This window comes from Aquimarina ulvae, from assembly GCF_053613295.3.
The window spans coordinates 497,598-518,490 of record NZ_JBSIBP030000003.1; the positions used below are offsets into that span (position 1 = coordinate 497,598).

The following is a 20,893-nucleotide window of genomic DNA, read 5'->3' on the forward strand; positions in this document are numbered from 1 at the left end:
TAACTATTATTTAAGAATTCGATACTTGGTTCATAGGTTTGATGAAAATAAAAATCAATCAAAAAACGAACAGTATGGAACTAATCATTGATAACATATCAAAAACTTACACAAATAGAGTAAAAGCTTTACAAAATATTACACTTCATATTCCTAAAGGAATGTTTGGGTTGCTTGGTCCCAATGGGGCAGGGAAGTCCACATTAATGAGAACAATAGCAACCTTACAAGATGCGGACTCAGGTACGATTTTGTTAGAAAACCTGAATGTACTTAAACAAAAAAATGAGGTGAGGAAAGTTTTAGGGTATCTACCGCAACAATTTGGCGTTTATCCTAAAGTATCTGCTAATATATTACTAAATCATTTTGCTGTTTTAAAAGGAATTACTAATAAAAGTGAACGCAAAGATATTGTCGACGGACTACTACATAAAACAAACCTATATAATGTTAGAAAGCAAAATCTAGGAGGATATTCTGGCGGAATGAAACAACGTTTCGGTATTGCTCAAGCTTTACTCAACAATCCCAAATTACTTATAGTTGATGAGCCAACCGCTGGGCTAGACCCTACAGAGCGAAACCGATTTTATAACCTTCTAAGCGAGATTGGAGAAAATACGATCGTTATTCTATCAACGCATATTGTTGATGATGTAAAAGAGCTATGCACCAAAATGGCGATCATAAATCGTGGTCAAGTAGTATTGCAAGGAAAACCTTTGGAACTTATTGAGAACATGGAAAATAAGGTATTTAAAAAAACAATTCACAAAGATGAACTGGAAGCTCATAAGAAGGAATATAAAGTTATCAATGAAAAATTATTTCTAGGCAAACCAATTATTCACGTTTTGTGTGATGATCATCCAAAAAATGGCTTTGTTCCTGTAAATGCTGGGTTAGAAGACGTTTATTTCTCTCAAATTAACAACTAAAAACAAAACTATGTGGTACGAAATATTCAAATTTGAACTTAAATATAGAATAAAACGCCCTGAAACATATGTATTTTTCTTATTTCTGTTTTTGTTCTCCATTGTGGGTGTAGATTTTATTTTTCAAGGTGTAGAGATTGGTCTTGTTAAAAAAAATGCCCCATTAGTAATTGCTAAAACTATGGGGGCGATTACAGGAATTTTCATGATTATGGCTTCGATGATTATGGGGGTTCCTGTACTGCGGGATTTTCAATATGGGATAACATCATTGCTATTTACAAACCCAATAAAAAAACGAGCATATCTATTAGGTAAATTTTTAGGGTCATTCATTATATTGTTATTAATCTTTATTGCAGTACCACTTGGTATGATGGTTGGTGAATACATGCCTTGGCGTACAGATCTATTGCCTTTTGCACCTGGTATTTATTTTCAATCGTTCCTTGTTATTATGTTTCCTATATTATTATTTGGGGCATCTTTATTTTTTGTCACCGGAATGTTAAGTAAGAAATTATTAGTAGTATATACACAGGGGATATTTTTATTTGTTGTTTTTTTATTGACAAAAGCAATCAAGAATGAAACTATACAAGCGATTTTAGATCCTTTTTCATTAACCACCTTAACTAAAGTTGCCAAAAACTGGTCCGTTGCAGAGCGTAATTCATTAGAAATATTGTTTAACGGTGTTCTACTTTATAATAAAATGTTTTGGGGAGTATTAGGAGTTGTTCTATTGCTAATAGGATATCAAAAATTTTCTTTTACCATTCTTTCAAAAACTTCTAAGAATAAGAAAGTATTAGAATCCAATCAGCAAGAAGTTTCTTTAAAAGCTAAATATCAAATTCCCAAACTGAATATAAAATACTCTGTTAGAACATACTGTCTTCAATTGGTAGGGCTTTCAAAGTTTTATATAGTTTCTTTACTCAAAGAAACTTCATTTTGGGCGATTGCTATTTGTGGAATAATTATCATCTTAATCAATTCGGTGAGCTTGGGAACGGTGTATGGTGTAGATAGCTATCCAGCAACTTATTTTATTGTAGAAGAATTACAAGAAATGTCTCTCTATTTCTTTATAATTATACTGCTTTTTTATTCTGGAGAACTTATTTGGAAAGAACGAAATGCCAAATTAAACTTATTGTATGACGCCACGTCTATTTCTGATGTACTTCCTCTTGTAAGTAAGTTCATTGCTCTTGTAAGTATTTATGTGATATTGATGTTAAGCTTGATCCTAACAGGCATACTATTTCAAGTTTTTCATGATTATTATCATTTTGAATTGGAGGTTTACTTTTTTGGATTCTTTTTAGAAATATTACCATTCTTAGTACTTTACACATTTATCGCATTTTTTTTCCAAGTAGTCAGTAATAATAAATTCATTGGAATCCTTCTGACATTGTTATTTTTTATCATTAACCTAAGCTCTGAAGCTATTGGATTTCAGCATAGCTTATATAAGTTCGGTGGTAAAACTTTGGGGACTTATTCAAGTATGAATGGGTATGGTCATTTTCTGAAACCATATTTATGGATTAAGTCGTATTGGCTTGTGTTTGGCAGTACATTGCTAATTATTAGCGCTGTGTTTTCTGTCCGGGGTACAGAAACCAAACTATTTAAACGTTTAAGGAGTATTAGATATCGTCTTTCCAAACCTTTAAAACAATTTGTTATTTCAGCTAGTTTTATATTTGTAATTATAGGAGGTTATATTTTTTATAACATGAATATACTTAATGAATATTGGACTAATCCAGAAAAAAAAGTATTTAGAGCTACTTATGAAAAAGTTCTGAAAAAATACGAGTATATACCACAGCCCAAAATCACAAAAGTACATTTGAAGGTTGAGTTATTTCCTAAAAACAGGGCATATTCGGTTGATGGGTATTATATATTAAAAAACACATATGATCATCCAATTAGGAACATTCATATTCAGAAAAAAATCGCAAGCCACATACTTTTAGATTCTGTGTTTTTTAAAAGTGGAGCTTCCGTTCATAGAGCATATAATCAATTTGATTACACTATTTATTCGTTGTCGAAAGCACTACAACCAGGAGATTCAATAAAAATGAATTTTATACAATCTTATATTCCCAAAGGATTTGATGATCAAAATGATGACACACAACTAGTCAATAATGGTACTTTTTTTGACAATCAGGAGTTTCCGACAATTGGGTATGATAAAAAATATGAGCTCCGTGATGCAGACGAACGTAAGGAATATCAACTAGAACCCAGAGTAAATAAGCCTAACAGAGCGGATGCACGTGAATTGGTTAATGCCATTTCTGGAGGCGATTCAAATGGTATCAATTTTGAAGCTATTATTGGTACAACAAGTGAGCAGACCGCAATAACATCTGGTACTCTTATTAAACAGTGGGAAGAGAATAATCGAAATTATTTTCATTATAAGATGGATCAGCCCATGATAAATTTCTATTCAATAGTTTCTGCAGACTATAATGTCAAAAAAGACAGTTGGCAATCATTATCGTCTAGTGCTACAGCACCTGTCTCTTTAGAGATATATCATCACAAAACGCATACCTATAATTTGGATATAATGATCGCTTCTATGAAAGCTTCTTTAGATTATTTCAGTATTAATTTTAGTCCTTATCAATACGAACAATTACGTATAATGGAATTTCCAAGGTATAAAGTATTCGCTCAGTCATTTCCAAATACCATTCCTTTTTCTGAAGCTATAGGGTTCGTATTGAATATTGACGAAAAAAAAGATGTAGATATGGTATTTTATATTACAGCTCACGAAGTAGCACATCAATGGTTTGGTATGCAAGTAGAAGCAGCAAACGTTCAGGGTCGTCATATGATTTTAGAAACTTTATCACAATATGCAGCTTTGATGGTTCTAAAAGATAATTATCCAGAAGAAAAGATACATCAGTTTTTAGAGTTTCAAAAAGACACATACAACCGTGAACGAAAAAAATCAAAAGTCGAAGAGCCCTCATTAGAATTTGTAGAAAATCAGGATTATATCTATTATAATAAAGGGGCTTTAGCTATGTATACACTGCAACAGGAAATAGGAGAGGATGCTGTTAATCTCGCATTAAAACGTTTTATTGAAGATTGGCATGGTCAGACTGGCAGACTTAAAACTGTATTGGATAGATACGCAACTACAAAGGACCTATTATCATATTTTAGAGAAGTTACGCCAAACCATCAAAAGCACGTTATTACTGATCTATTTGAAACCGTAAAATAAATTATTCTTCTGGTAGATGATTTAAAATTTTCTTAACATAGCATATAAGGCCTGATGGTATCGATACGAGCATGAGATTGTAGTTGTATCCTAATTTCTAATCCTGCAAATAATGAATTAATCGTAGAATACTAGTACATTTATAGCGTAACAATCAAAACTTATTTTTTCATGAAAAACAAAATCATCAATCTATTTCTTATTCTCTCAGTGTTTTTTATAGCATGTAATAAGACGAAAGAAGAAAAATCCGAAGTAAAACAAAAACCGTATGAATCATTAGATACTCCCGTTGCCAAAAAAGTAGCAGAAGAATTAACGGCACATGGGGATACACGAACCGATAATTATTTTTGGATGCGTCTTAGTGATGAGCAGAAAAACGCTGAAACTCCCGATGCACAAACACAAGATGTTTTAGATTATTTACATGCGGAAAATGATTATAAGGATGCTGCTATGAAACATACGGATAGTCTTCAAAAAACGTTATTTGATGAAATCGTAGGACGAATCAAAAAAGATGATTCATCCGTACCCTATAATGATAACGGGTATTCCTATTATACTCGATTTGAAAAAGGAATGGACTACGCGTTATATTGTCGTAAACAATTAGAAGAAGGTGCAAAAGAAGAAATTATACTTAACGGCCCAGAAATGGCTAAAAATCTTTCTTATTTTGCACTAGGAGGTAGATCTATTAGTTCGGATAATAAAATACTGGCATATGGAATTGATACCGTATCAAGACGTAGATATACTATTTATTTTAAAGATTTAATAACCAATGAATTACTTTCTGATGAATTAGTAAATACTACAGGAAGCGTTGCTTGGGCGAATGATAATAAAACAGTTTTTTATACCTCTAAAGATTCAATTACACTAAGAGCCAATAAGATTTATAAGCACGTATTAGGAACTGCTCAATCAATGGATGAGCTTATTTTTAATGAAGAAGATGATACCTTTAGTACATTTGTGTATAAATCAAGATCCGATAAATATATTATTAGTGGTAGCTATCAAACTTTATCAACAGAATACAGGTATCTGGATGCTGATACTCCCAATGGAGAGTGGAAGGTGATACAACCTAGAGAAAGGGATCTGGAGTACAGTGTAGCGCATTTTGGTGATCATTTTTATATTCATACAAATCTAGATGCGAAAAACTTTAAACTTGTGAAAACCCCTGTTACTGAAACAACTAAAGAAAATTGGGTAGATGTAGTACCACATAGAGATGATATTTTGTTACAAGATTTCACTGTTTTTAAAAATCATTTGGTCCTTAGTGAAAGAAAAGAAGGTCTAAGTACGATTCGTGTAAGAAAATGGGATGGAGTAGAGGATCATTACATATCATTTAATGATCCTGCATATGTAACGTATCCGTCTACAAATCTTGATTTTGACACCAATATTTTACGATATAGTTACACTTCTTTGACTACACCCAGCAGCGTTATAGATTATAATATGGATACTAAAGTGAAAACAGTTTTAAAAGAACAAGCGGTATTAGATCCTAATTTCTCTAAAGATAATTATGTATCAGAACGTCTGTATGCCACAGCAAGAGATGGTGTAAAAGTTCCTATATCACTTGTTTACAAGAAAGGAATTAAAAAAAGTGCCAATACACCTTTGTTATTGTATTCTTATGGTTCATACGGAAGTAGTACGGAGCCTTATTTTAGCTCTACCAGACTCAGTTTGTTAGATCGTGGATTTGTATATGCTATGGCGCATATCAGAGGAGGACAAGAAATGGGAAGATATTGGTATGAAGACGGAAAGCTTCTTAAAAAGAAGAATACATTTACTGATTTTATTGATGCAGGAGATTTTTTAGTAAAAGAAGGATACACAAGTTCAGATCATTTGTATGCTTATGGAGGTAGCGCTGGGGGATTGTTAATGGGAGCTGTTCTAAATATGAAACCAGAGCTTTGGAATGGAGTAGTTGCTGCTGTGCCATTTGTGGATGTTGTGTCAACGATGATGGATGAGACGATACCACTAACAACTTTTGAATTTGACGAGTGGGGGAATCCTAAAAATAAAGAATACTATGAGTATATAAAGTCCTATTCTCCTTATGATAATGTGGAAGCTAAAGAATATCCAAACATCTTGATCACAACTGGATATTGGGATAGTCAGGTGCAATATTGGGAACCGGCCAAGTGGATTGCCAAACTTAGGGAGCTAAAGACAGACAATAATCTCTTAATTATGGATTGTGATATGGAAACTGGTCACGGTGGAGCATCCGGCCGTTTTGAGCGATATAAAAGTACTTCTCTAGAATACGCTTTCATGCTCGATTTAGAAGGGATAAAAAACTAAAAATATTTTATTAAAGCGAGTTAGAGTTCAATTTTTTTGCTCGCTTTTTTTAATTAAAATGAATTTTGAGAATAGTAATAACTCCTTTTTTAATGATACTAGTGTATAAAAATTTATGAAAGTAGTACTTACCACAGTTATATGTGTTTTTATATCATACTTTAGTTACAGTCAGGCTGTTCAAGATTCTAAGGGAAGCTTGTCTAAAAGATGGCAAATTCAACGAGATAGTATAAAGCGTTTTAAGATTGAACCTTACAAACCTGTATATTTCTTAATAGCTAATTACACTACCGATATCAATAATTTTCCTACGAGCGATAATCCTCTTAATACGGTAGAAGAACCATCTGATTTCTCTGACACGGAATTAAAATTTCAGTTAAGTTTCAAAACAAGAGCAGTAAGAAATCTTTTAGGAAAAAAAACAGGTGGCGATGTTTGGGTGGGGTATACCCAATCTTCTAGGTGGCAGTTATATAGTGCCAACATATCTAGGCCATTTAGAGAAACTAATTACGAACCTGAAGTGATGCTGATTTTTCCGACACCTTATAAAATTTTAGGATTGAAAGGAGTGTTCTCTGGCATAGGAATTAATCATCAGAGCAATGGAAGATCTAATCCATTATCAAGAAGCTGGAATAGAATTGTATTACATTTTGGATGGGAAACTTCTTCCTGGAGTTTTGTACTAAGACCTTGGTGGCGATTGCCAGCAACTACTGTTGAAGACGATAATCCGGGTATTGAGAATTATATCGGTAGAACCGAATTTTTAACCATTTTTTCTAAAGGAAGACACGATATCAGCATTCTGGCAAAACATTCGCTACGTGATGGAAGCAACAACAGAGGAAGTATACGTTTGGATTATGCTATTAAAATTTTAGGTCAATTGCAGGTTCAGGCACAATTGTTTCATGGATATGGAGAAAGTTTAATCGACTATAACCATAGTCAAACAACTTTTGGAATTGGTTTATCACTTATGCAGTGGAGATAATATCGTAATACAAATAATGTAAAAAGACTGCCAATCAAAATGATGGCAGCCTTTTCAAGTACTTATTGGCTAATAAATATTCTTAGTTTATTTCTTTACAAGAAACCTTTTTGTAATTGCTAATCCTTCAGAATTAGTAAATCTTACAAAATACAATCCATTAGAAAATTGAGAAATATCAACTCCAAAAGAAGATTCTTTTGGAGTTATTTTTTTCACAATAGCTCCATTCGACGAAATCACAATGATCTCATCAAATCTCTCTTCATTCAGATCAATATTCAGTATTGAAGTTGCAGGAATCGGATGTAATCGGATCTTTTTATCAGCTATTCTTGTAAAAGAAACTAATTCATCACGACTAGAGGCTCCAATAATTACTACGTAATCTTCAACTTCTCCATATCTAAATGATTCGCAAGTTGATGGTATATCATTATATTTCATAGATACACGCATACGAGTTGCTCCTTGAGACGCTCCTGATGGAACTGTAAAACTACCTGTATTAACTGCATCTCTTGAAGGACTCTTTGACCATACTAATTCATTTGCATCTGCAAAATCTCCATCTCTGTTATAATCTATCCAGACGGCATATGCTTCAGGATAGATCGTTCCGGTCCAAGTAGGCGTAACCGTAATCGTATTGGTGTTACTTAAGGTTGTAGTAATAGATGTATAATCACCATATCCACCAGTCTCGGCTGTAGTTACATTGTTTATACTACCTAGTTGTACTCTAGATATATATTCATCACTAGTTATTTGACCGTTAGAATCACAATAACCAGTAGGCGGAAGTGTGTCGCCATCTCCATCACTACTTAAGTTAATAGTATAATCTTCTACTTCACCATACGTAAAAGTCTCGCAAGAAGTAGGAATAGCATTGTACTTCATAGAAACTCTCATCCGTACTGAAGTTTCAGAAGTTCCATTCGGAACAGTAAAGGATCCACTATTTGGAGTGTTCGTAGATGGAGATTTTGACCAAACCAGTTCGCCCGCATCATCAAAATCTCCGTTGTTATTGTAATCAATCCATACGGCATACCCTTCTGAATATATTGTACCAGTCCAGGTAGGTGTTACGGTAACAGTATATGTTTGGCCTTCATTTAGATCCGTAGAAATAGCACTAAAATCAGAATAAAACTGAGCTCCAGACGCATTGTTTATCGTATTCAATTCAACGTTACTAATAAATTCGTCACTAACATTTGTGCTTTCAGAATCACAATAAACAGTAGTGCTTCCATCTATGGTTGTAAATGAAGCGGTTGCATTTCCAGAAACATTTCCAGCGGCATCTTCAGCACTTACAGAAGCAGAATACGAGGTTAAAGGAGAAAGTCCAGTGACATTAAAGTCTGTTGTAGTAGAAGTACCTACTACAGTACCATCAATAGAAATAGTATATCTAGCTACACCTATATTATCCGTAGAAGCAGTCCAGTTAAGTATTGCTCCACCAGAAGTAATATTGCTAACAACTAAGTTTGTAGGATCTGTAGGCGCTTCTGTATCAGGAATTCCAGCTTCAACCTGAAATTTACCAACAACACCTCTTCGACCACTATTTACATACTCATTAATAAACCAAAATGAGGCATCATCAGATGGATCTACATCAATTTTACTATAATCCCCATAGCGTGTTCCCGGAATGTTCCCTGTTCCATTAGCTATCAGTTCTTCTGCACTCGTCATCGTCCCTAAAGGATCAGAACTTAATCTACCGGTAAAATAAGAACTTACTCTTACTGTTGTTGGCGTTGTTGGTCCTGACATAGATGTATATCCCATCCCTATATTTCCTTGACCGTCCATTGCCAAACTTGCGTGCCAAGCGTGTCTTCCGTCTGGTGCTGTATACGTTCCTTCCTGATATAAGGACCAAGGTTGATTGTCTCCGCTTTGGCGAAATTCATACCATCGTATTGCGGCTAGTTCTCCAGAACTTGCATCCGCATCTACTACAAAATTAAATACAGCAGAATTATGAGTAGCAAATTTTCTAAATTGTGCTTGATTCATAATGGTTGCTTGTAAAGCATCAATAGAAGTACCTCCTCCTGGTTGTGTTAGATTAACAAAACTTCCTCCGTCAAAAACACTGATAAATGGTGTAGTAACAATTTCTTGTGGATTAGAAACCGTAGAATTTCCAGGATTATTCCAATCTACATCTGCCGTCCATACTTTAATATGATCAACAGATACGCCATTCCAAGCATTATCTTGTAAGTAAAGGATTGTAGCTCCTCCGGGAGCAGGTAAATTACCATTAGTAACATTTAGCGCCTGTGGACTAAAAAAACCACTAGTTACAATTCCAGGGAGGTTAAAGCCAAGAATTTGGGCATTTGGATCCCCAGCTAACATAGCATCTCTTTCTAATGCCCATAATTTATTAGTTCCGCCCGTGTTTTCTGTTATATAATATCCATCGCTCCAAACAGATAACTTTTGATAATCCTGTATTCCTGATATATTATACACGAACCATCCCGATGTTACTGGATTGGGGCCATCAGAAATTGCTACTTGAGCTCCTGATCCCAGAAACGAAAGTACCCATCTATCTGCTGCATTATCATAAGAGGCTGTAAGATCACAACAGCCACCCGAAGGGAAAATAGCTGGATTTGGAGATGTTTGTCCAACTAACTGGTTACCAGATTTATCATAAATCATAAAGCCAGTATTATATACTACAATTACGTGATTAGGCCCAACAGCTATAGAAGGATCTGTGGGTTGAGAATTTGAGGTGTACGTATCAAAAACTAAACTAGCAGGAGCTCTTTGTACACTTTTCTCCATCGCATTTTTATTTCTGAAATAATAATCATTTTCAGTTTGTGGATCTTTACCCGAGATAATTTGATTTCCTAAAGACCTTTTATCCTTGGCTTCTCTAACAGAATTATCGGGTGGAACTAGATCGTTGGGTCTTGATGCTAATGAGGAAACATATTCTACAGAAGAAACTTTTCCATGATAGAAGGCTTTTGTTCCTGTTTGTTGTGCATTGACCATAAAAGAGCCCCAAAGAAAGGCTGTTAGTAAGGTGAGTTTTAATTTCATTTGTGTTAGTTTAAATAGTTAATTAATTTAAATTTAAGTTAAATTTTAACACAATATTGAAATTATCTTAGGTTTTTTAATAATAAAAGGGAAGACCATATTAAGGTTGTGTAATAACCATTTATTTAGTCGTTTACATTCGTTTCTAGTAAATTATAGACAGAAAGTAACGGTTCATTAACCTTATGAAATATAACTCAAAAATGTAAGGGAATCTATGCCAACTTTTTTCCATATTATCGGTCTTAAAAATAAATTTGAAGTATTTTTTAAAGGTTATTTTATACAAAGACTGAACCTGAATTTAAACTAACGAAATAGTAGCATTTTGTAATAATCAAAACCACTACATACAAAAGACTTTTTGTAGTATAAATAGTGAAAGCCTTTTTGTAAAATATTTTACAAAAAAGGCTTTCACTTTAAAACAAATACGTTTCTTCTATCTAATATGCCATCTCTACAATTTCGGCTGCGACTTCTGGAGTAATATCCTGATGTTCGCCCAAAGCAGTCATTCCATGATCAGTAAGGTTTTTTGCAACTTTTTTCGAAAACCCCTCATAATCATCAGTATAATCTCTTAATCTGGTATCGATGCCTAGGGACTGATAAAATCCTTCTGTTTTTTTAATAGCTTCCCTCGCTTTTTCTTCAATCGTGCCTTCGGTAATATTAAAAACACGTGTCCCATATTGTGATAATTTCTCTTTTTTCTGTTCAAATTTCTTAGCGTATGCACTAGGCAATATCACGGCCAGTGTGCGTGCGTGATCAATTCCGTAAAAAGCGGTGAGCTCGTGTGCAATCATATGTACACTCCAATCTATTGGAACCCCTTTTTGTATATATCCATTCAATGCCATGGTACAACACCACATAAAATTAGAAGCAGCTTTATAATTACTCGGATCTTTTATTACTGTTGGAGCAATCTCTATTAATGTTTGTAAAATTCCTTCAGAAAATCGATCCTGTAATGGAGCATCTGCTGGATACGTCATATATTGTTCTAATACATGCGTATACGCATCTGCAATACCATTTGCCAGTTGTCTTTTGGGGATACTATGAACTACTGCGGGGTCACAAATTGAAAATTCTGGAAATAATCCTGGTCCACCCATAACCATTTTTTCGTTTGTTTCTGATCTGCTAACTACAGCACCACTGTTCATTTCGCTTCCAGTTGCTGGTAATGTTAGCACTGTACCAAAAGGTAATGCGTTGACTGTCCTAATTCTTTTTGCCAGAATATCCCAAGGATCATCTCCTTCATAGCGTGCAGCAGATGCCAAGAACTTTGTTCCATCAATTACAGAACCACCACCAACTGCAAGCATATAATCAATATCTTCCTTTTTTATGACTTCTAATGCCTTAAGTAAGGTAGTATATTCTGGATTTGCTTCAATTCCACCAAATTCGATAACCGTATGATCCTTAAGTGCAGTAGCTACCTGATCATAGACTCCATTTTTCTTTATGCTTCCTCCTCCGTAAAGCAATAAAACTTTTTTATCTTTAGGCACTTCAGCAGTCAACTTTTTAATTTCTCCTTTACCAAAAATTATTTTGGTTGGGACATATAATTCAAAATTCTTCATGACTTATATTTTTTCTATTCTTTAGTTACACGTAAGGTTATATTTATTTACAAATTTCAAAATAAAAAAACAGTAAATAATTGATCTATGGTAAGAAAAAATAAAATCTTACGACATTACTACTATGGATTGGAATAATTAATGTTGTATTACGCTCCATTAGATCCAGATTATTTTTTTAGATTCGTCCCAATGATATCACCTAAGATTCCAAAAAACGAAAAACAAAGGCAAGTAGCTGTAGAAAAATATGGATTGTTAGATACTTTTCCAGAGGAAAGCTATGATAGCATCACATCCATTATCGCTTATATTTGTGATGTGCCGATTTCATTAATTACGCTTCTGGATAACGATCGCAACTTTTTTAAATCCCATCTTGGTGTACCATTTAACGAATCCCCAAGGGAAATCTCATTCTGTGGACATGCTATTAATTCTGATGACCCCATAACTATAATAGAGGATTCCAGAAAAGATGAACGGTTTCAAAATAATCCTTTAGTAGCACAATATCAAACAGTTTTTTACGCTGGTGTACCTTTAGTAGATTCTGAAGGCTTTAAACTGGGTACGTTATGTATATATGACAAGAAACCGAGAACGTTAACACCTGAACAGAAAGAGGCATTACTCGCTATGTCCAAACAAGTCGTTAATCTATTCGAACAACGATGTCAAAACTTAAAGCTTACAAAGCTTAGTGACCAACTTGAAAAAAGAAACGAAGATTTAAAGAAGTTTGCTAGTGTAGTATCTCATGATCTTAAATCACCTTTAGCTAATATAATCTCACTTACAGAACTTTTAGAAGATGAAAATAAGAATAATCTTAACGAACAATCTTTACAATATTTAGAGTATCTTAAAACTTCATCCTTTTCCCTTAAATATTATATTGATGGGATTTTAAAATTCTATAAGAGTGATGATTTACTAAAAAGCACAAAAGAAAAGATATATATCGATCATCTTATCGAAGAGCTAAAACAAATAACAGATTCAGAACATAAAGTAACTTTCAATCTTTTTGGAAATGTAAATGAAATAGTAGCGAATAAGTCTGCTTTGATGCAAATACTAGTTAATCTCATCACCAATGCAATAAAGTACAATTCGAATCCTGATGTTGTTATTAATTTTACAGTCGATGAAACTGAAGGTATATATAAATTTTCTATAAAAGATAATGGTAACGGTATTCCAAAAGATTACCTAGATACAATATTCGACCTTTTTACAGTTGTTGGTGTAGCAGATAGAGATGGAAACCTTGGAACAGGTATCGGACTGGCAACTGTAAAGAAAATAGTACAAAATTTGGACGGAGACATCGCTGTTGTTTCTTCTGAAGGAAATGGAAGTACTTTTACTTTTTCGATAGCTAAAACTTAAATACATTTAGGTAAACGGATTTTTTATATAACAACGGTTTTAACTCTTACCAACAATTTATGCTGACGGAATTATCATTTCGACAGCTTTTATGATATCCTTTAAGTTACTTCGTGCTATAATTTTATAAATTTATAGTATGTCTAGAAAGTATCGAATTCTTAAATGGATTCTAATTTCCGTTATTGGTATCGTTGTTACAATTTTCATTTTTGGTTGGTGGTTTATGAGTTTATTACCTGCTAAAAATAATCAACAAGATATTACTTTAACACAACGATCCGATTTACCCTATGTATCGCAAGATGTTATTCCGAAACATGGAAAAATTCTGGCAATAGTAACTAGTACGGATACTATGGGAAACACTGATGAAAGCACTGGTTATGAGTTAACGGAATTGTCACGTGCATACTATGTTTTTCTGGCTAATGGTTTTGAAGTTGACATTGCTAGTCCAATGGGCGGCGAACCACCAGTGGTGATTGATGATGAGGATATGGGGCCATTTGACTTTGCATTTTTAAACGATAGTATTGCACAATATAAAGTTGGGCATACTATGTTGGTACAAAACGTTGACCCTGATGCCTATGAGGCTGTATTTTTTGCTGGAGGCAAAGGAGCTATGTTCGATTTTCCTGAAAACAATGCGATTCAGTCGATTATTCGTAACCTGTATCAGTCTAATAAAGTGATTGGAGCCGTATGTCACGGACCGGCAGCTTTAGTAAATGTTACACTGGACTCTGGTAAACCATTGTTAGAAAATAAAATGGTGAGTGGTTTTACAAATAATGAAGAATTGTTATTGATTCCTGAAGCAAAAACAATATTCCCTTTTCTCTTAGAAGATAAACTAAAAGAGAAAGGTGCAAATTTTAAGGAAGGATCATTATATCTGGAAAATATAAGTCACGATCAAAACCTAATCACAGGTCAAAACCCCTGGTCTACATGGCTATTGGCCGAAACAATGATTGCCGAATTAGGATATACTCCAAAATATAGAGAAACTACCGCAGAAGAACATGCAGTAAATGTGTTGAAGGTCTATGAGTCACAGGGATCTCAAAAAGCCAAAGAGATGATTAAGCGACTGTATACGGTAGAGAAGAAACCGTTATCTAGAATACTTATCGCAAAACATAGCATCATGGCGGCAATGCAAGGCAAAATGGGTAAGTTTATTAATTTGGTTGGACTGACATCCTATACCAAAGCTATAGCTGAGAATAAGGGCTAGCAGGAGACAAGAAAAAAAAATCATATGACTAACGACAGGATAACGAAGCTGTATCAATACGTATATATTTTAGTAACATACCAAATAATGTTACTTTTGAAAAAAAATGCCTATTGAGCTTTCTAGATATTTTATTAATCATTGTAAGTAGCGCAGGACTTCTGCACGGGATACTATTTGCTGTTTATTTAATTTTTTTCAAAAAGAAAAAAACTGTTACCAATCTTTTACTAGGATTACTATTGATTTTTATGGCATTTCGAATTGGAAAATCTGTGATGCTTAATTTCGGTGATAATTTAGAACCTATCTTTATTTTTATCGGCTTAGCGTTTCTATTATTAATTGGTCCTCTTTTTAGATGGTATACAATGGGAATGACACATCCTAATTTTAAATTACAAAGGTATTATACAATAGAACTGGTTCCATTTATTTTAGTTTTTGGAGCCAGTCTATTTGTAACCAGAGCATGGTATCAACAACAAAGTAAACAGGTCATTATTATATTTAGTAGTGTGCTTATTTTTATTTACCTTCATTTGGCTTTTTATATTTTATTATCCTGGCTGATACTTAAGAAAAAGATAAAAAAACATCAACGAGTACCACAAATAAAATCACAAAAATTTATTTTTAAGTGGTTACGATTTATGGTTATTGGTGTGTCTATAATATGGGGATCTTATGTATTGAATATTTTAGATGAGACAGTACCCTATGTATTAGGTCCTATGGTATATTCTGTAATAATCTATTTTCTGAGCTATAAAGCCTTTCAATTAAAGGTCACCGATCTGGATGGTACTGTTTTTAAGTCAAATAATGATGATGTTTTATTTGATCAGATTCTTACAATAGTGAGAGATAACAAACTATATCAGGAACCAGATATTTCATTAGCAAAAATTAGTAAGTCACTAGGTAAAAACACGCAAACGATATCATCAGTAATTAATCAATACGCCGAGCAAAATTTTAATGATTTTATAAACTATTATCGAATCCAAGACGCAAAAAAGATACTCACTACTACCAAAAGCGAAAGGTATACTATTTCTTCTATCGCTTTTGATACCGGCTTTAGTAGTCTTTCTTCATTCAATGGCGCTTTTAAGAAATTTGAAGGCATTACTCCATCTTCGTATAGGAAAAGAATATTAAAAAAATAGACTATAAGAAAATTAAAAATGGCTTCGGATAATTAAACTATACCAAAAATATTGAATAGCTAAATATCCGTAAGTATTTGTATTTCATTGATTTAATGGTCAAATATCACTTCATTTAGAAATCTTAATTAACCACAATTATAAAAGTGTAGTCTATTTAAATGTTTACAATCAGTATAAATTTCCATAAAAGATAAAATATAATTCCTTATATCTATTTAAGGCTTTTGTATAGTGATGGCTTTAACATAGGAGATCTTTTTTTCATTCCAAATAAAAATCGAGTAATCCTAAAGGGGTAAATCAATAATCTATATATGCATATAGTAATACAAAAGGATGTAATCCCTAAAAGTATAAACTTTACAAGGATACTCCAGGGTTGTTGTAATATATGATATCCTACTACAATTATAACAGTCTGATGCAGTATATAAAAAGGATAGATCCCTTCATTAAGTTTACTCAACAAACTACTTGGTTTAGCTAACAAAATCTGACCATATCCCAGTAGAGTAATGATGATTGACCAACTCAGTAGGGTAGTTAATCCATACCAAATGTTCCATCGAGTAGAAATACTCCAATAAGTCGCAGCGATGTTTTCTGGTAAGAGATAAAAAGTATAGAATAGTATGACAGCAATAATGGCAGCAACAAGATTCCACTTTCTATATTTTTTTAAGGAATCCCATAATGTTCTAGTTCCGGCTAATATAATTCCTGTGATGAAAAAATAACCATAAAAAAGCGTAGTAGAAAGATTTGTAATAGATGTATCATCATCAGGAAAATACTTTTTAGTCACTATTTTAAGAATGATAAGAGGGGTTACCATAGAAAATAGTCCCAATGGTTTTGAACAAAAGTAATCCAATGCTACTTTAAAAGAAGTAGCGTAATACGATTTTATGAATAAAATCAAAGGAATGCAGACTACAGAAAAGTAAAATAGATTTTCAATAAACCAAAGATGATTTATTTCCAAATGCTTCAGTAAATCCATATAAAAAGCAATGTATGATGTGTACAACGTATGATGCTCTATGTATGTTTGCGGTGGCACAATCACCAAAACACCAAAAACGAAAGGCACTAATAGCCTGGTAGCACGTTCTTTTATAAACTGCCTCCAACTTCGTTTTGAAAAAGCAAATACTGTTCCGGTTCCTGAAATGACAAATAATAATGGTAACCTGAACTGCTCAAAAAATACCATAATATCATCCAACAACTTACTGGATGACGTATTCATAATATGAAAACCATCTCCATTAAAAGGCATTCCTGTATGATGTAAGAAAACAAGGAAGATGGAGATGACACGCCACCAGTCCAGATCATAACGTCTTTTGAATTTATGCATAACGAAGGATTAAATAAACAGGACCAAAAATATATTTTGGTCCTGTTTAAAACCACGCCATTTTATAAATGTCGGGTAAATGACGGGATGTTCAAAATTGTATTAAAACTATTGTAATCAATTACTTTATAGTATTACTTTTTTTAAATCATTGAATAATAGTATTTTAAATGAGGTAATTTAAATTTAAACTTTAATTTATTTCGTTTTGCCTTATATAAGAAATGTTTACAATTAGTTGAAGGATACCCTATTAAAAATAGCTGTCTCATTTGATAATCCGAGTTTCTCACGAAGCACTTGTCCAGCTTGAAGACCAGAAATAATAGCCCCTTCATAATACCCGACATTAACACCAAAGTTAATCCAATCTCCGGTTAGGATAAGATTATCAAAACCTGATTCATCTGCTTTGAGACGGTATCTGTTAGAACCTGGTAGTGATAACGTATATCTATCTGTCGGATTTACATTTGCTCTAAAAAATTGGGTTTTTAGTCGACCATAACCTGTTTTAGCTTTTTGTGAAAAATCATGGATCACATCAAGTTTCATTCCTTCTGGGTATTCCAACGTTGTAGCATTCGGGAAAAACCAACCCATTTTGTCCCGCAACCATTGTTCTGAAACACGTATAATTCGTTCTAGTTGCTCGTGAGGATACCTATGATCAGAAAAGGGAGGTATTTCTTCCGGATCCAGGAATGATCCTGTATAGTAAATCAAAACACCTGGACGATCTTCATTCCAATCTTCATATGAAATTACCTGTGACATATCAATAAAAGAATATTGAGGGTCTGCATAGGTTACTAAGTTTGGTAATGACCCCACAGGAAAACCCCAATCAGATAAATTCATACCCAATTCTTTTAGGGTAGGTTTAATCCATAATTGCATAGACATCGTAGGAATACTTTTTACATAATGATACATGTTATGCCACGCTTCACTATTACTTATGATTTCTTTACAAATACCTTCATCACCTCCTAAAACGTCAATAGGAATTCCTAAGATCACATAATCAAAATCCTTCCCTTTTTCTAAAGAAATCTGACCGATATTTTTCCAACCACACCAAGATTCTTCAAGATCATATTGTCCTTCTTTAAGTGCTTTTGCTTGTGCATCATCAATTTGGTCATAAAGCGGTTCTTCTGGCCATACATCCAGGTTTTTGAATTTATAAGTAGGAGTATAGGTGCCATTTTTTAAAGTAACTTGTTCAGCCATTGATACTTTTTCTATAGCGCCCGAATCCGAATAATGAACTTGTTCAACTTTGTGAAAGAACTTGAACTTTACTCCTCTATTTTTAAGTACCAAATAAATTGGAGTAATCATGGTATCTGCAGTACCAGCTTTAAATTTCCAAACAAATGATCCCTTATACCCGGCAGAGTTCGTTAGAAAATGAAGTCCTACACCAGCTGCTAAACTCCCTTGTTGATCAGGTCCGGTAAGGTTATGAAATGTTCCTGTATATAAAAATCTAACCATAGCAGAACTCAATAATCGTTCACTTGCGCCATGCTGCTGAAGCCACTCACGATAATCTAGGTCATTGATACGTTCATACTCTAATTGGTGCGTTTCAGGATTATAAACATCATCAAAAGTTCCTTTCATGTTTATCAGTCCAAATTCCACAAAAACAGCTAGCCAATAGATATACTCGTCCTGATCGGTAATTGAATCAATAAGTTTTGACACCCATTTAGCGAGTATATCAAAAAGTTCATTGATAATGGAATGATGTTCTTTTCGTGTGGAGTAATTATGATCTCTTTCGCTCAAATGCTGAACTAATTCAGCAACATAATTCAATAACTTTTGTCCTTCATGTTGAAAAACTTTATTCTTTATAAATTCTTCAAATTTAGCGCTGAAATTTACCCAAAGAGGATGATGTTCTGGAGGTTTAATTTCTGTAGCAGGTTTTGAAGTAGCACTAGCACTGAGTAAACTTTTTTTGTTTGGATCTGTACCAAATAAAATTTCAGCAATCAGACCAATAGCCTTTTTAATAATAGCTGAAAAAGGTAATGGACCACCTTGACCAGGTATGTAATCGTTAGATGGAAAAATAATATTTTTTTTGATCCATTGATTTGTTTTAGGATCAAAATGAGTGAGTAGGGTAGTATCCTCTCGGTCAAAACCATCTTCCCAGGATTTAAAAGGGCTATCAGGCATTAGATTATGCTCTTCACATTCCTTATAAGAATCTTGTATCAATCGGAATGCATTTTCGTACCATCCTTGAGCAATATGAATACCGTGCTCCTGAATACGTTCTTTTGGGCCTCTACCTGTTGCTGTCTTTCCGCCTAGTCGCCAACCCATTTGGTATATCGTAATATCGTAGTGATCATGCCAGTTTTTATAAGCGCTAAGTTCATAAGCAGCGGTAAGTGCTGACATACCACTCCCCAAAATAGCTATTTTCTTTTTGTTCTTTTCTGTGTTATGCATTGGTATATTAGTTTTTAAGAAGTATGAATATTTCTGGTTGTTAAGACGTTATTGAAATGTATGGAGCTTGATTGTTGTTCTGTAATGGGGTAGATAGGCTTGTTGTTTTTAACATAGTTCAACACTATTGGAGAGTTATTCCACTTTGCAGCTTCTTTGTATAATTTGCTTAAATGTGGTACAATTAAAATCTTATCGAAAAGATCTTCTATCAATCCTGTAAAATTATGAGCGTGATGTATAACATAGGCAATATCTTCTTTGGATAAAGGATAATGACTAGGATAAAAAGCCTCGATATCGGTAATGATAGAAACTGCATATCCTCTGGGGTTAGCAAAAATTTTACCCAAAATTCCAAAACTAACACCCTCTACCATCGATTGAGCATACAGCAACCGATAGAGCACAATATTGACAAAATACTGCTCATATATATTTTCTTGAAATGCAATTGAATCAGCTATCTCATATCCTGAAATAATACTAGAGTTATGAGCACGATACCATGAACATTCATTAGGAGTGTCTATGTAATCTAACCAAAATTTAACAGGAACAGCCAAATTCGTAAAGCTTTCCCCTGATTGTTTGATAAGTTGTGCAAGGGTAGCCATATACAAAAACTGACTATTCACAATTCTCCACCAAGGACTACCTGAAGGTGAGCTGTTTAATGGATTAAGGGTGCCTCTCCTTATTTCCCATTCAATAAATGCTAATTCAGAATTGCCTAGTCCTTCTTTACCTTGTTCAAAAGAGTCACCATATTTTTGATAGAATTCGAACCTTAATTTGTAGCGGCCTTGTGGATCATTGGCAACGCTTTGTACGATTCTTTTTGCTTTTTCCTCAAGTATTTCAAGTTTGTTCATATATTCGTAAAATGGTTTATAAACTTACAAGTTAAATTGCTAAATACAATAAACTTTTAGTAAATTCAGAAAGTGA

Annotated in this window: 12 protein-coding genes; 7 read left to right on the forward strand and 5 right to left on the reverse strand. The window is 33.6% G+C overall.

What is annotated here, in order from left to right; all coding sequences use genetic code 11:
* Positions 1–74 precede the first annotated feature (74 nt).
* The 4 genes from ACWGOQ_RS09240 (at position 75) to ACWGOQ_RS09255 (ending at position 7,585) form a co-directional block, all read left to right on the forward strand.
* On the forward strand, positions 75–941 hold the full coding sequence (locus ACWGOQ_RS09240; protein ID WP_452057662.1) for an ABC transporter ATP-binding protein: 867 nt from the start codon (positions 75–77) through the stop codon (positions 939–941).
* Between the two features lie 10 nt (positions 942–951).
* A complete protein-coding gene (locus tag ACWGOQ_RS09245) occupies positions 952–4,221 on the forward strand; it encodes an ABC transporter permease/M1 family aminopeptidase (protein ID WP_452057663.1) in 3,270 nt (1,089 codons plus the stop codon).
* 171 nt (positions 4,222–4,392) lie between these two features.
* Entirely contained in the window at positions 4,393–6,579 is a 2,187-nt protein-coding gene (locus ACWGOQ_RS09250) for a S9 family peptidase (RefSeq protein WP_452057664.1), read from the forward strand.
* Positions 6,580–6,694: 115 nt separating this feature from the next.
* Complete coding sequence (locus ACWGOQ_RS09255) at positions 6,695–7,585, forward strand: phospholipase A (RefSeq protein WP_452057665.1); 891 nt, start codon at positions 6,695–6,697, stop codon at positions 7,583–7,585.
* An 87-nt stretch (positions 7,586–7,672) separates the two neighbouring features.
* Here ACWGOQ_RS09255 and ACWGOQ_RS09260 read toward each other — a convergent pair whose 3' ends face one another.
* Both ACWGOQ_RS09260 and ACWGOQ_RS09265 read right to left on the reverse strand, forming a co-directional pair.
* On the reverse strand, positions 7,673–10,678 hold the full coding sequence (locus ACWGOQ_RS09260) for a GEVED domain-containing protein (RefSeq protein ID WP_452057666.1): 3,006 nt from the start codon (positions 10,676–10,678) through the stop codon (positions 7,673–7,675).
* Positions 10,679–11,124: 446 nt separating this feature from the next.
* The gene (locus tag ACWGOQ_RS09265; protein WP_452057667.1) at positions 11,125–12,285 is read right to left on the reverse strand and encodes an iron-containing alcohol dehydrogenase; all 1,161 of its coding nucleotides are present in this window, start codon (positions 12,283–12,285) and stop codon (positions 11,125–11,127) included.
* A gap of 192 nt (positions 12,286–12,477) precedes the next feature.
* On the opposite strand from ACWGOQ_RS09265, the gene ACWGOQ_RS09270 reads away from it, so the two are divergent.
* The 3 genes from ACWGOQ_RS09270 (at position 12,478) to ACWGOQ_RS09280 (ending at position 16,098) form a co-directional block, all read left to right on the forward strand.
* Entirely contained in the window at positions 12,478–13,680 is a 1,203-nt protein-coding gene (locus tag ACWGOQ_RS09270) for a GAF domain-containing sensor histidine kinase (protein WP_452057668.1), read from the forward strand.
* A 139-nt stretch (positions 13,681–13,819) separates the two neighbouring features.
* Positions 13,820–14,926 (forward strand): type 1 glutamine amidotransferase domain-containing protein, encoded by a 1,107-nt coding sequence (locus ACWGOQ_RS09275; RefSeq protein WP_452057669.1) that lies wholly within the window; start codon positions 13,820–13,822, stop codon positions 14,924–14,926.
* 113 nt (positions 14,927–15,039) lie between these two features.
* Positions 15,040–16,098: a helix-turn-helix domain-containing protein gene (locus ACWGOQ_RS09280; protein WP_452057670.1), complete on the forward strand. Its 1,059-nt coding sequence runs from the start codon at positions 15,040–15,042 to the stop codon at positions 16,096–16,098.
* 214 nt (positions 16,099–16,312) lie between these two features.
* Here the strand turns inward: ACWGOQ_RS09280 and ACWGOQ_RS09285 are convergent, their stop codons facing one another.
* From ACWGOQ_RS09285 to ACWGOQ_RS09295, 3 genes are all read right to left on the reverse strand, one after another.
* Positions 16,313–17,464 carry an acyltransferase family protein gene (locus ACWGOQ_RS09285; RefSeq protein WP_452057671.1) on the reverse strand — a complete coding sequence of 384 codons (1,152 nt, stop codon included), beginning with the start codon at positions 17,462–17,464 and terminating at the stop codon, positions 16,313–16,315.
* Between the two features lie 234 nt (positions 17,465–17,698).
* Positions 17,699–19,942, reverse strand: a complete 2,244-nt coding sequence (locus ACWGOQ_RS09290) for an NAD(P)-binding protein (RefSeq protein WP_452057672.1) — start codon at positions 19,940–19,942, stop codon at positions 17,699–17,701.
* A 14-nt stretch (positions 19,943–19,956) separates the two neighbouring features.
* Positions 19,957–20,817: a hypothetical protein gene (locus ACWGOQ_RS09295; RefSeq protein WP_452057673.1), complete on the reverse strand. Its 861-nt coding sequence runs from the start codon at positions 20,815–20,817 to the stop codon at positions 19,957–19,959.
* Positions 20,818–20,893 lie beyond the last annotated feature (76 nt).

Excerpts from the sequence above, each read along its gene's own strand:
- ACWGOQ_RS09240 (WP_452057662.1), top strand. The coding sequence starts at position 75 with ATGGAACTAATCATTGATAACATATCAAAAACTTACACAAATAGAGTA.
- ACWGOQ_RS09245 (WP_452057663.1), top strand. The coding sequence starts at position 952 with ATGTGGTACGAAATATTCAAATTTGAACTTAAATATAGAATAAAACGC.
- ACWGOQ_RS09250 (WP_452057664.1), top strand. The coding sequence starts at position 4,393 with ATGAAAAACAAAATCATCAATCTATTTCTTATTCTCTCAGTGTTTTTT.
- ACWGOQ_RS09255 (WP_452057665.1), top strand. The coding sequence starts at position 6,695 with ATGAAAGTAGTACTTACCACAGTTATATGTGTTTTTATATCATACTTT.
- ACWGOQ_RS09260 (WP_452057666.1), bottom strand. The coding sequence starts at position 10,678 with ATGAAATTAAAACTCACCTTACTAACAGCCTTTCTTTGGGGCTCTTTT.
- ACWGOQ_RS09265 (WP_452057667.1), bottom strand. The coding sequence starts at position 12,285 with ATGAAGAATTTTGAATTATATGTCCCAACCAAAATAATTTTTGGTAAA.
- ACWGOQ_RS09270 (WP_452057668.1), top strand. The coding sequence starts at position 12,478 with ATGATATCACCTAAGATTCCAAAAAACGAAAAACAAAGGCAAGTAGCT.
- ACWGOQ_RS09275 (WP_452057669.1), top strand. The coding sequence starts at position 13,820 with ATGTCTAGAAAGTATCGAATTCTTAAATGGATTCTAATTTCCGTTATT.
- ACWGOQ_RS09285 (WP_452057671.1), bottom strand. The coding sequence starts at position 17,464 with ATGCATAAATTCAAAAGACGTTATGATCTGGACTGGTGGCGTGTCATC.
- ACWGOQ_RS09290 (WP_452057672.1), bottom strand. The coding sequence starts at position 19,942 with ATGCATAACACAGAAAAGAACAAAAAGAAAATAGCTATTTTGGGGAGT.
- ACWGOQ_RS09295 (WP_452057673.1), bottom strand. The coding sequence starts at position 20,817 with ATGAACAAACTTGAAATACTTGAGGAAAAAGCAAAAAGAATCGTACAA.